The 11795-nt window shown below is 62.5% G+C and carries 10 protein-coding genes and 1 pseudogene; 5 read left to right on the top strand and 6 right to left on the bottom strand.

Annotated features, from left to right (window positions below; genetic code table 11):
* Both LH128_RS23090 and LH128_RS23085 read left to right on the top strand, forming a co-directional pair.
* The coding region (locus LH128_RS23090) for an autotransporter outer membrane beta-barrel domain-containing protein (protein ID WP_008832108.1) at positions 1-2772 on the top strand (2772 nt) is incomplete at its 5' end.
* Positions 2773-2794: 22 nt separating this feature from the next.
* On the top strand, positions 2795-3346 hold the full coding sequence (locus LH128_RS23085; RefSeq protein ID WP_172705153.1) for an invasion associated locus B family protein: 552 nt from the start codon (positions 2795-2797) through the stop codon (positions 3344-3346).
* A gap of 537 nt (positions 3347-3883) precedes the next feature.
* On the opposite strand, the gene LH128_RS23080 is transcribed toward LH128_RS23085, so the two are convergent.
* From LH128_RS23080 to LH128_RS23055, 6 genes and pseudogenes are all read right to left on the bottom strand, one after another.
* Complete coding sequence (locus LH128_RS23080; RefSeq protein WP_008832106.1) at positions 3884-4222, bottom strand: hypothetical protein; 339 nt, start codon at positions 4220-4222, stop codon at positions 3884-3886.
* Positions 4219-4971: an SDR family NAD(P)-dependent oxidoreductase gene (locus tag LH128_RS23075; protein WP_008832105.1), complete on the bottom strand. Its 753-nt coding sequence runs from the start codon at positions 4969-4971 to the stop codon at positions 4219-4221. The genes LH128_RS23080 and LH128_RS23075 overlap by 4 nt, the downstream gene beginning before the upstream one ends.
* 16 nt (positions 4972-4987) lie before the next feature.
* Positions 4988-5536, bottom strand: a complete 549-nt coding sequence (locus LH128_RS23070; RefSeq protein WP_008832104.1) for a nuclear transport factor 2 family protein — start codon at positions 5534-5536, stop codon at positions 4988-4990.
* Positions 5537-5605: 69 nt separating this feature from the next.
* Positions 5606-8101, bottom strand: a complete 2496-nt coding sequence (locus tag LH128_RS23065) for a TonB-dependent receptor (protein ID WP_172705150.1) — start codon at positions 8099-8101, stop codon at positions 5606-5608.
* A 126-nt stretch (positions 8102-8227) separates the two neighbouring features.
* Positions 8228-8899: a TetR/AcrR family transcriptional regulator gene (locus LH128_RS31565; RefSeq protein WP_008832102.1), complete on the bottom strand. Its 672-nt coding sequence runs from the start codon at positions 8897-8899 to the stop codon at positions 8228-8230.
* 252 nt (positions 8900-9151) lie between these two features.
* Positions 9152-9469, bottom strand: a pseudogene (locus tag LH128_RS23055) (ArsR/SmtB family transcription factor); the annotation flags it as partial.
* A gap of 470 nt (positions 9470-9939) precedes the next feature.
* Here LH128_RS23055 and LH128_RS33720 point away from each other — a divergent pair.
* The 3 genes from LH128_RS33720 to LH128_RS32425 all read left to right on the top strand — a co-directional run bounded on the left by LH128_RS33720 (position 9940) and on the right by LH128_RS32425 (position 11004).
* Positions 9940-10140, top strand: coding sequence for a hypothetical protein (locus tag LH128_RS33720; protein WP_172705149.1), 201 nt, complete (start codon positions 9940-9942; stop codon positions 10138-10140).
* 309 nt (positions 10141-10449) lie between these two features.
* The gene (locus LH128_RS32430) at positions 10450-10665 is read left to right on the top strand and encodes a response regulator transcription factor (protein ID WP_083910335.1); all 216 of its coding nucleotides are present in this window, start codon (positions 10450-10452) and stop codon (positions 10663-10665) included.
* A 45-nt stretch (positions 10666-10710) separates the two neighbouring features.
* Complete coding sequence (locus LH128_RS32425; protein ID WP_008832100.1) at positions 10711-11004, top strand: integration host factor subunit alpha; 294 nt, start codon at positions 10711-10713, stop codon at positions 11002-11004.
* The last annotated feature ends 791 nt before the right edge of the window (positions 11005-11795 follow it).

Below are 11795 nucleotides of genomic sequence, written 5' to 3'. Positions count from 1 at the left end.
CACGGCGGCACGCTCGACCTCGGCGGAACGAGCCAGACGCAAGTATCGCTGACGCAGGGCGCGGCCACGATCCTGAACGGGACCTTGGTACTCGATACTTATACCATTGCGGGCGGAACGCTGACGCGAACCGTGGCCGCCAACGTGAGCAGCACTATCGATGCCCGGACCGGCATGATCAACGGCGTGCTGTCGGGTACGGCCGGTCTGATAAAGACCGGGAACGGCGGCGTCACCCTCACCGCAGCGAATACCTACACCGGCGGGACCACGATCGATGCCGGCGCGCTGGTGCTGGCAGATGCCGGTGACATCGTCTCGTCGGTTGCGATCGGCGCGACGGGCACGTTCGACATCAGCGCAGCGGACGGCGATCGCGATCTCGACACGGTAACCGGCGCTGGTGCCATCGCCCTGGGAGACAACACCCTGACGCTCACACAGGCCGGCGGCACTTATGCGGGATCGATCAGCGGTACGGGCGGACTGATACTCTCGGCCGGACAGGGCTACGCCCTGAATGGAAGTAGCACGTATTCGGGCGGCACGGCACTGCTGACCGGCACACTTTCGCTGGGGAACAACGACGCGCTCGGCACGGGCGCGCTGGCGATGAGCGAATTCACCGCCATCAACCTCGTCCAGAGCGGCATGGTCATCGGCAACGATATCACCGTCAGCGGCGATCCGACGATCTTCGTACCCACCGGCGTGACGGCAACCGTCGCAGGAACGATTTCAGACGGCACACAGCCGGGCGACGTCGTCAAGACTGGCGGTGGCACGCTGATTTTCACGGGCAACAACACATATTCCGCCGGCACCACCATTTCCGACGGCACGCTGCAGCTTGGCGATGGCGGGACCAGCGGCGGCATCATCGGCAACGTCCTGAACAACGCAGCCCTGGCGTTCGACCGCGCTGACGCCGTGACGTTCTCCGGGACGATTTCAGGCACCGGCGCAGTCGTGCAGGCCGGTGCGGGCACGACGACGCTTTCCGGCGTCAACACGTATTCCGGCGGCACGACGATCTCGGACGGCACGCTCGTCGGGTCGGCGACCGGCTTCGGCAGCGGTGCGATCCTCGACAACGCCGCACTGGTCGTGACCCAGGGCACTGACGCCACTTTCGCAAACGCGATCAACGGCAACGGCACCTTCACAAAGCAGGGTGCGGGCATGCTGTCCCTGACGGGTACGAGCGGCCTGTCCGGCGCCACCATTCTGGCTGAGGGCGAATTGCGGATCACTGGTTCGCTCGCGGCCTCGTCGGTCTCCCTGGCCAGCGGCACACGCATATCGGGCACCGGAACCGTGGGCGGCATCGTCGCCGCACCGGGTTCGACGATCGCCCCGGGCAATGGCGCGATCGGGACATTGGCCGTGGATGGCAACGTCACGCAGCAATCCGGGTCGATCTATGCGGTTCAGGTCGCCGTGGATGGATCGCTTTCCGACAGGATCACCGCCACGGGCTTTGCGGCAATCGGGAGCGGCGCGACACTGGAGGTGACCAAGACCGACACCGCAACGCCCTATGTGCTTGGCCGGCGCTACACGGTGCTGACGGCGGCTCAAGGCGTGACGGGCACTTACACGCTGACGGGCGATACGGCGGTATCGGCCTTTTACGATCTTACCGTCGGGTACGACGCCAGCAACGTCTACCTCGATGTGGCCCAGACCAGCAGCTTCGTCTCTGCCGCGATCACCCCCAACGAGCGCAGCGTCGCCGGCGCGCTGGATGCACTCGACCCGGCCGTGGGCCTGCGCAACGCCCTGGGCTATCTCCAGACCTTCGAAGAGGCGCGCGGCGCGTTCGGGCAACTTTCAGGCGAAATCCACTCTTCCGCCAAGAGCGCGCTGATCCAAGACAGCCAGTATCTGCGCGATGCGGTGTCGATGCACCTGCGGTCAGGCACCGATGGCCGGGAAACAGAGCGGCCCGGCGTGTCGCTGTGGGGACATGGCTACGGCTCGTGGGGTTCCCTCGCGGGCAATGGCAATGCCGGGGTCCTGCACCGTTCGGCCCGGGGCTTGCTGGTCGGTGTCGATCTGCCTATCGGCGATGTCGCAAGGGCGGGCGTATTGGGCGGCTACAGCCGCTCGAAATTCAACACTGCCGGGCACCGCGATACCGGCCATAGCGACAATTACCACTTGGGCGTCTATGCGGGGACCGGCCTTGCCCCCCTCAACCTGCAGGTCGGCGCGGCTTATACCTGGCACAAGCTCGATGTCGATCGCGCGGTCGGGTTCACCGGCTTCGCCGATGCACTCTCCTCGCGATACAAGGGCAACAGCGCGCAAGTCTTCGGAGAAGCGGGCTATCAAATAGAGGTCAATCATGGGCACTTCGAACCATTTGCCCAGATCAGTCACGTGCGTCTTCATACCGATGGGTTCGCCGAAAATGGCGGCGATGCGGCGCTGATCGGGGAATCGAAAAATACCGAAGTGACCTTTTCGAGCCTGGGCTTGCGCGGCGACCTCGATCTGCCGAGAGAAGGCGCGCTGCATGCGTTCTGGTCGACCGGGTGGAGGCACGCCTTCGGCAACCGTACACCGTTCACCGATCTGCGCTTCGATGCGGGCTCGCAGGTCTTCGGGATATCAGGCACACCGATCGCTCGGAATGCAGCCGTCCTTCAGGCCGGGATCGAAGCGGGCCTGGGGGCTGGCGTCAGCATCGGGGCATCCTATTCGGGCCAGATCGGGCGCAATGTGCAGGATCACGGCGTGAAAGGTAACCTGACGTGGCGCTTCTGACGATGCACGAAGGGCCTTGTCCGTGACGGTTGAGCGCGGTGGCCGTGTCTGCCGGTGGCCTGTTCTGGCCATCGTGGCAGCGCTGTTTCTCACGGGCGGCATGGCCGCTGCCGCGGAACCATCCGCTGCCCCGCCACATGAGCGCCATGGAGACTGGGAGGTCGTCTGCGCCATGGCGGGCAAGGCCACCAAATGCTCGGCAGTGCAGCGACAGGCGACCACGGCGACTTCCGGCCATGAAATGCAGCGCGTGCTCGCGATGGAACTGGTCGCCGTGCCGGATGGGGCAGTGGGCACCCTGCTAACGCCCTTCGGGGTGGATTTGGCTAGCGGCCTCGTTCTCAAACTGAACACATCCGGCCCGCCATTGCCGTTCAAGACCTGCCTGCCCTCCGGCTGCGTGGTCCCGCTGCAATTCGGCAAGGAAGCCGTCCGTTCCTTGCGCAAGGAGACGTTGTTACGCATCTCGTTCGTAACCGCGGGAGATGGGCGTAGGATCGACCTGCCGGTTTCCCTCAAAGGACTTGGTCAAGCGCTCGACAGAGCGAGGGTACTTGCCGGCACAAGCCGCTAACTCATATCTTCGGTAAGGTTTTTCGGCACCCATGCGCCAACTGCCGAGACAAAAGACATTTTAAGGCAGTCTTTCGAACGATCGCAGCATAGGCCCACGAGAAAATCGACGCCTGCCGTGGCAAATCGAGGCGTGCGTCGCGGCTTCACCCCCACCGGAAGCGAAGGTTTCAACTAAGGCTCTCGCGCCGATCTGACGGCGATCCCGAAGCCCAAGCCTCTACGGCCCTGCCGGCCGACGAACGCCATGATGCCGGCGGGTTGGGTGAGAACCTTCAAGGCGCCGTATCTGCCCATCATCCCGGCGCGCTCCTACCGCCAGATTCCAGGTCTTCCTGATCATCGCCGCTACCGCGAGCGCTTGCAAACCCATCAGGGCATCTCCCATCAGTTCGAATCGCGCCCCCCTGCGCCACGCATGGGAGCACCGCCCCTCATCTCGACGACATCGCAACCGCGCGATTTGCCGTCGATCGCCGGATCAAGGAACGCCGGATGACGAATGAGAGGCTGCCTGTCGAGATGTCGCCCTCGTTCCTCAGACCCGGCTAGCCAACGCCACCACCGCGCAGGAAAGCGTCAGCAGCCCGAGCCGCGCCCATGAGGCACCTTCGCCCAGCCACACCACCGCGAGCAGGATCGCACCCATCGGTACCACGGCCGCCATCAGCGGCATCAACAGGCTGAGCGCGGCGCCCTCGTGCAGTAGCAGCGCCAGGCAGTAGAGCGAGACAACGTAGACCGCCGCGCAAAGCAGCGACCAGCCGGGCGAGGTAAACCCGGCGGTGCGCGCCAGCAGCACGCTCCCGCCGATCTGACCGACCACGACCACCACGAACAGCGCGATCGCTCGCGCCGTAAGGCCCGCCGCAATCACTGCGCCGTCAACCCGCCGTCGACGACGAACTCGCCTCCGGTCACGTACTTGGCGCGGTCCGAAATAAGAAACGCGATCATCTCGCCGATGTCGTCGGGCTCGCCCATGCGCTTCATCGGGATCGCCGCGTTGATGGCGTCGTACTGGTCGGGGTTGTCCTCGATCGCGACCTTCTGCATCTCGGTCCAGATTACGCCGGGGTGGACCGAGTTCACGCGGATGCCCTTGGCCGCCACTTCCAGCGCCAGCGCCTTGGAATAGAGCCGCACGCCGCCTTTGCTGGCCGCATAGGCCGAGGCGCCGGCAACGCCGACGAGGCCCGCGATCGACGAGAGGTTGACGATCGAGCCCGATCCCTGCGCCTCCATCACCGGCAGCACCGCGCGGCAGCCGAGGTAGACGCTCTTGAGGTTGACGTCGATCTGGCGGTCCCAGGCGGCGGAGTCGAGGTCGGCGGTCCACTTGAGCACGGCGATGCCGGCATTGTTGACGAGGCCGTCGATGCGGCCGGTCTCGCCGCTGACCTGCGCGATCAGCGCGGCCCAGCCCGCCTCGTCGGTGACGTCCTGCGCGAGGCCGGTGGCAGTCAGGCCCTCGGCGCGCAGTTCCTCGGCGCGGACGGCGGCGGCATCGCCGTCGAGGTCGGTGAGGGTGACGGCATGGCCCTGCCGCGCGAGCAGGCGGGCGGTGGCGAAGCCGAGGCCGCCGGCCGATGCGGCGCCGGTGACGATAATGGTCTTGCTGGTCATGAAGGTCTTCTCCGGGTCAGGCGTTTTTCAGCCAGTCGCAATCGTAGGAACGGTCCTGAGTATCGTGGCGGCCGAGCAGGCAGGGGGCGAGATCGGTGGACAGTATGCCGTCGGCGGCGATGTCCTTGCGCGCCCAGTCGACGAATTCGCTGCGATGGGCGAAGCGCCATTCCGGGCCGGTGGGGGTATCGCGCCGTTCGTAGCGGTCGAGATAGCGACCGCTGATGATGAGGTCGGTCGCCACCCCATCATCAAGGATGCGGTGGAAGGCATAGTAGTAGACTTCGCCAAAGGCGCGGTTCGGGTCGGCCTCGTCGAATTGAATATGGTGCTGGCCGATGATGTGCTGGTTGGCGAGATGCTCTGTCAGCAGGCCTTGCGCGAAGTCCACGAAGTCCGGGCCGCTTCCTGCGAAGATGCCGTAATCGGTGGTTGAATCCGGCCAGAACGTCCCCAGCTGCAGCGCGTGGTCGAGGCGGTCCTGCCCCCGCATGTAGCGCATGGCGAGGTCGCGTATGTCGTCCTTGGCGATGAGCGCGGCGAGCCTGCTGTCGGTATCGGTCATGATGCTGTCCTCTCCCCCGGCGCCCGGGTCTGAACCGGGGCGCCGGGTTTCACGATTACGCCCTGCCGTTCAGAACCGTACGCTGGCCTGCAGTTGCACGGTGCGCGGAAGGTTCACGAAGCCGATCTGGTCGGCGATGCGCGTGGTGCCGGTGTTGGGACCGTCGATGGCGCCGCCGACGATGAACTGGTTCGTCAGATTTTTGCCGATCAGGGCCAGTTCGAAGCGCTCGTCATCGAACTTGACGCGGATGGTGCCGTCCACGGTCAGGTACTTGGCCTGGCCCGAAAGCGGATGCGCGAAGCTGGAGGCGAGGTAGGAACTGGAATAGCGCGTGTCGATCGTCGCGCCCAGCTTTGTGCCGGTGCCGATGTCGGTCTCGTAGCCGATGCCGAACGAGCCGGTCCAGCGCGGCGCGACGGCGGTGGGCGCGCCGCTCAGGTCCTGGCCGGGGGCGGCGGGCGAGTCCGGATTGGGCTGGAACACGGTGTTACAGCCCTGCGCCGCCGTCTGCCCGCCATAGCACGGGGCGATGTATTCGAGGTAGCGCGCCTTGTTGTAGTTGATCGAGCCGTGCAGGTTCAGGCCCGGCACCGCATAAGGCGCGAACTCGAATTCCAGCTCCGCGCCCCTGGTGCGCGCGGCGCCCGCGTTGGTGGTGATGAACGCGAACGTGGCGGGGTTGAAGAAGTCCACCTGCAGGTCGGTGTACTTGTAGCTGTAGACGTCGAAGTTCAGGCGCAGCTGGTTGTCGACCAGCTTGGTCTTGATGCCGACTTCGAAACCGCGCGCCTTTTCTGGCTTGAAGGCGACGTCGCTGGGCACGGTCCCGGCGCTGACAAAACCGGAGTTGGAGAACCCGCCCGACTTGTAAGCGGTCTTGTACGCGCCGTAGACAGTCACGTCGTCGGTCGGCTTCCAGGTCAGGGTGGCTTCGGGCGACCAGTTGTTGAAGGTCTGGTCGGCCGCGATCGTCTTGTTTTCCGGGAACAGGAACTGCAGCGCGGCATTCACGTACGGCTGGACAAGGTAGCTGTCCTTGGTCTCGTGAATGTAGCGCACGCCCGCTGCGGCTTCGAGGTTGGACAGAATCTTCCAGGTCGCCTGACCATAGGCCGACAACGTCTCGCCGTGAGTCTCGGAATGCTTGAAATAGCCGAGGTATTCATACTCGGCCGGCGCGGTCGAATCCGAAACGTTGCCGAACGAGCCGGTCTGGCGGTGGTTGCGGTGGGTCTTCTGGTAATAGGCACCGGCAAGCAGGTTGATCGGCCCGTCGAACTTGGTCTGCGCGCGCAGTTCGCTGGAGAAGGCGTGGAACAACGACCGCTCGGTCGATGGGGCGGCGGCGCTGCTGCTCGACACGAAGGTGCAATCGCAGGCCCACTGGTTGGTGTTGCGGTTGAAGTTGTTGACCCAGGTGATGTCGACGTCCTTCAGCGCATACTCCGCCGTGCCGGTGACCGCCCAGCTGCTGTACTTGTTGTAAAGCGCGCCGTCGTCACGCGACCAAGGGTTGGTGCCGGCAAGGTCTTCGGGGAAGTAGTTCTGGTAGACCTGGAACTTCTTCTCGCACTTGATCGAAGGATTGGTTTCATACGTGCCGCCGACGCAGCCGAAGGGCACGTAGTTCCACGAGTTGTTATTGTTCTTCGAGATCGAGCCGTTGGCTTTGACGGTGAACTTGAAGTCGTTGCCCGGGTCCCAGACCAGCGTGACGCGGCCCAGCAGTTCCTTGTTGCCGGGATTGTCGCCGTCATAGGCAGGCGCGAAGTGCGAGGTGGTGACGCCGGTGGCGATGTCGGTGGTGTTGTAGGTCTTGTCGACCCCGGCATTCTTGAAATAGCCGCCCCACATGTTCGAGGCACGCACCGCGACGCGTAATCCCAACGTGTCGGTCAGCGGGCCGGAGCCGACGAATTCGCCGACCAGTTCCTTGGCGCGGAACTCGTAGCCGAGCTTGGCCTTGAATTCGGGGGTCGAAGTCGGATCGGCGGTACGCAGAGAGATCACGCCCGCCGTGGCGTTCTTGCCGAAGAACAGCGACTGCGGGCCCTTGAGCACCTCGACGCCGTCGAGATCGAGAAAGCCTTCATTGATGACGCGGCCCTGGCCGTAGTAGACGCCGTCCACCACCACCGCGACCGACTGCTCGATGCCGATCGAGGTCGAAGACGAACCGATACCGCGCAAGGTAAGCTGCGCGCCCGAACCGTTCGAGGAGCGGCCGATCGTGAACTGCGGCGTCTGCGTGGAGATCTTCTCCAGGCTGGTCATGTCGTAGCGTTCGAGCGTCTCGGCGCTGAGCGCGGTGACGGCGACAGGCACGTCCTGCAGGCTTTCCGCACGGCGGCGCGCAGTCACGACGATGTCGTTCAGGCCGCCTTCGGCATGCTGCGGGCCGATTGCGGAAGCGGCTTCGGGAGTGGCTGCAGGCGGCGTCGCGCCGGCTGTGGTCGTCGCTGCCTCCTGGGCACCGGCGGATGCGGATGCGAATGTGAATGCCGATGCGAATACCCCGGCCATAAGCGCGGCGCGTGCAGACGGTCCTGCCGTTCCAGACATGAAAAGCTCCTTTCCCCTTTGACCGGAGAAGGGCCTGTTATGACCTGTTCGCCCTCCCGGTTGCCTCTATGCTGAGACCGTCGGCAGAGTACTCCAGTTAAAAAATGCAGCTGACTGCAATTAGTGCTAGGCGCCGCCGCCGAGGGCACGGGTGAGAGCACGGGCTTCGTCGCGCAGTTGCACGCCCAGCTTGCCCTCGGCGTAAGGCAGGACGATCTGGCAGATCGCCAGACGCAGGTGCGCTTCCAGCGCGGCGTCGGCGATCTCGTTCTTGGCCCACAGCAGGATCGTCGCGACCATGCGCATGCAAACCAGGCGCGAAACCAGGCTGACGTCCTCAAGCGCCAGCACCCCTGCTTCGGCCATCGCCCGCAGCGCGCCGCCCGCGAAGCGCTCGTAGACGTCGGGCAGGCCGACAAGGTCGGCGTGCTCGATGAGGATGGGAGCGAGAGCGCGGGCAAGTTCGGGCGCCTCGAAAGTCTTTTCGGCGAGGCGTGCGGGCAGTTCGCGAAAGAACGCCATGCCGTCCCCGCCGCCGTGCACGGAGGCGGCATGGGCGATCGTCTCCTCGCTGCGCTCGCGCACGGTGGCGGCGAACAGGCGGTCCTTCGAGCCGTAGATATTGAACAGCGTCCGTTCGGCCACCCCGGCGGCCTCGGCAATGAGCCGCATCGAAAGCGCCTCGCCGCCGTGCCGGGCCAGCAGTGCGAAGGTCGCAGCCCGCACCCGCTCGCGCCGCTCGCGCTGGCGCGGCGTGAGTCTGCGCCCGATTGTCTGACCATCCGATATTGCGTCCATCACATGACGTTTAAGTCGTAAACGCAAGAACGTCACCATCGAGTGACCGCCATCGAGCCGTGCGGCATACCACATCGTCGGGCCCGGGCACTCACCGTGCCGGGCAGGTTACGCCTTCATCGCGGACACACTTCTCTCCTCTGAAGAAGAGGGGCAAGGGATTGGCAGCGCAGGCATAGCACTACGATAGGTCCGGCCAAGCGGGTTATGGTAGATCACGATATCGATCATCGTTGCCTCTTCAGCAGCAGGTAATTCGGCCGGAAGCGGCTCGCACAGTTCGGCGCGCCCCTGGCAGCAATCCTTGGCCAGGTAGACCATCAGTCCTCGCAGCACGGCGAGGTTGGCACGCTGGATTTGTTGGCGGCCACGCTTCTCTGAAAGCACCAGTCCTGCCTTCGCCATCACGGCCAGATGCGTCGAGAACGTGCTCTGGGTCAGCCCCGACGCTTCAACCAATTTTCCGGTCGACAGGCCATCAGGCTCATGTCGGATCAGGACGCGAAACGCATCAAGCCGTGTCGGATGCGCGAGCGCAGAAAGAATGGAGAGAGCGTCATCGGTTTCCATGCATCGGATTTAACCGATGGAAGTCTTGACGTCAACGAAGCATCGTGATTATCCGATGCAATTGCCAAAAATCAGGGCGATCGGAAATTAAATCGAAGCCGCACAGTAAAAGAGTCCATCTGTTTTGAAAAATCGACGAACCGAATTCGGATGATTCACTAATGCGGTTGAACTTTGGCACCGGGCAATGCATCTATGCAGAGACGAAATGCGTCGGATTTACCTTTTGCACGAACAGCTTTGCTGGGAGGCAGCCACTGGGACGGCCGTCCATAGGATGATGACCTATCATCCCAGCTAGAATAAGAGGCCGAGGCCCGTCACATTTTCCTGAACTTATAGCCGCAATGTTCGAATATTTGCCTGTCTGCCTCCGGAATGTCGCCTTGGTGTTGCCCCCTTCTAGCAAGCCGACAAATCAGGTCTGATGCTGGCGTAAGGTCATGTCGACGAGACGTTGAACAGGCGGCTTGCCAGAACGCGCTCGCTGCCACGTCGGCGAGTTGCAAGCCAGCCAGATTGTCGTGCGGTACAACCTCTATCAGGTCATCGAAAATAACGTCCGGGGTAATGCCCTTTCTGTCGAGCGTCAGATTACCAGTCAGCGATTGCGCAATGATCTTCCGCAGATACCCCTACGCTTCGCCGTAATCATGGCCACCGCGATGTGAAAACACCAATCGCTTGAGAACCTGGATATAGCTGCGCGAAGCAATTTAAGCTGCCTCCGGAAAACCTGGGACGCCTCACATCCGCAACGGGGCGAATCGTGCTACAGTATCGACGCGTTGAGGTGTCGCAACGAGTCTAGCCAGGGGTCGCTAACCCCGCCACAGCTGGGGCTCTATATGCAGAAACCGATGCCCTGCCAATGGGTTGCATCATTTCAGAATGCGGTGCACCGCATGGGCAATTTTCACTATACCGACAATGTGATTCATGGTGAATAATTACGAAAGGGTAATTCCGTAGGGGGATTTATGTTGAATTTTGGTGGTACTGCACTTGCTCTGACCGCGCGTGAAACAGATGTTATTCGCCTCATTGCCAATGGGTTCACTGCCAAACAGGCTGCCATCAGGTTGGAAATAGCGCCCTGTACGGTCGAACGCCACGTTGAGAACGTCCGTCTAAAAACCCGGGCGCGGAACCGGGCGCATATGATTGCGCAAGTACTGGCTGCGAGACTCATCTGATGAGCAACCTCTTGATCCTGTTATGACCTTGCGTATTATGGGCCTGTGATAGCAGATATTAATAATACACTGACGCGGCGAGAAATCGCGGACGCCATCCATCGCCAAACTGACCTACCTCCGGTCCAATCTCGCGGCATGGTAGATGCTATTTTGACGTCTATGCAACAGGCATTGGCGCGCGGAGAGAGTGTCAAGATTTCTGGTTTCGGGACGTTTTTGCTGCACGACAAGGCTGCCCGGATTGGACGAAATCCCAAGACTGGCGTGGAAGCGGAAATTACTGCGCGAAGAGTCGTTACATTTCGCGCAAGTAGCAAACTTAAAGATAGATTATAGATCTTCTTGCCTTTACTAAGCATCTTTTTTGAAGGAGTATTTTGAGCGGTGATCGGCGAGATGGTCGAGTTCTCAATTCTGACTGTTTCCGCACCGCCGCCGCCCAAGCCCGATAGGCCCCGGCCCTACAGAGGGCCACTCACCATGCCGTCTGCCCCAAAGGCGTAATTGCTCACGGGGCTGGCGAAGCGTAGCAGGCTCTGGCGACGGCGAATCTGCCCTCGACGAGTTCGCGCACGGCCTGAAGGGCTGACTTCCCCTGCAGGCGTGCGGTGCCGGTCACGGATCGATAGCCGGGGTGGATTTGGTGTCAACGGCACTGTAATTTTCCCCGGAATGGGGCTCTCCCGCACTTTTGGTGCTGTTCAGGCCATCACGCGAGCTCGCAAGAGATCCAGGCCCGCTCTGCCATACATCGACCGTTTGATGAGCTTGAGCTTGTTGATTTTCCCCTCGACTGGGCCCGGACTCCATGGAAGGTCGACTGCGGCACGGACAGCGTCTAAATCGCGCATGACCCAACTTGAACAGTGCTTTCGGAAAAGGCATTTTTGTTCAATGACATGCGCGCGCCGACGCAGGTGTTACCACTACATTTTCGGGGTTGGTTGAGCTTGCAAAAGCTCAGGTTTCCGGCGGCAACTCGCTGATATTGGCCGGCAGCGCGATGCCCGTTGCCTTGAAGACATTGCCCACCTGGCCCGAGACGTGGGTGCGGGTGGTTATGACCTTGCCGTCCTTTTCGATGGTGGCTTCCTGAAGGCGATCGAGATCGTTGAGGAGCGGCTGCC

Source organism: Sphingomonas sp. LH128 (genome assembly GCF_000293195.2).
GTDB lineage: Bacteria > Pseudomonadota > Alphaproteobacteria > Sphingomonadales > Sphingomonadaceae > Novosphingobium > Novosphingobium resinovorum_A.
Note: the sequence above shows the minus strand (reverse complement) of the source record. Positions and strands in the feature narration are given on the sequence as shown.

Bases quoted from the DNA above. Each gene is read 5' to 3' on its own strand.
- LH128_RS23075 (WP_008832105.1), bottom strand. From the start codon at position 4,971: ATGACCAGCAAGACCATTATCGTCACCGGCGCCGCATCGGCCGGCGGC.
- LH128_RS32430 (WP_083910335.1), top strand. From the start codon at position 10,450: ATGTTGAATTTTGGTGGTACTGCACTTGCTCTGACCGCGCGTGAAACA.
- LH128_RS23070 (WP_008832104.1), bottom strand. From the start codon at position 5,536: ATGACCGATACCGACAGCAGGCTCGCCGCGCTCATCGCCAAGGACGAC.
- LH128_RS31565 (WP_008832102.1), bottom strand. From the start codon at position 8,899: ATGGACGCAATATCGGATGGTCAGACAATCGGGCGCAGACTCACGCCG.
- LH128_RS23065 (WP_172705150.1), bottom strand. From the start codon at position 8,101: ATGTCTGGAACGGCAGGACCGTCTGCACGCGCCGCGCTTATGGCCGGG.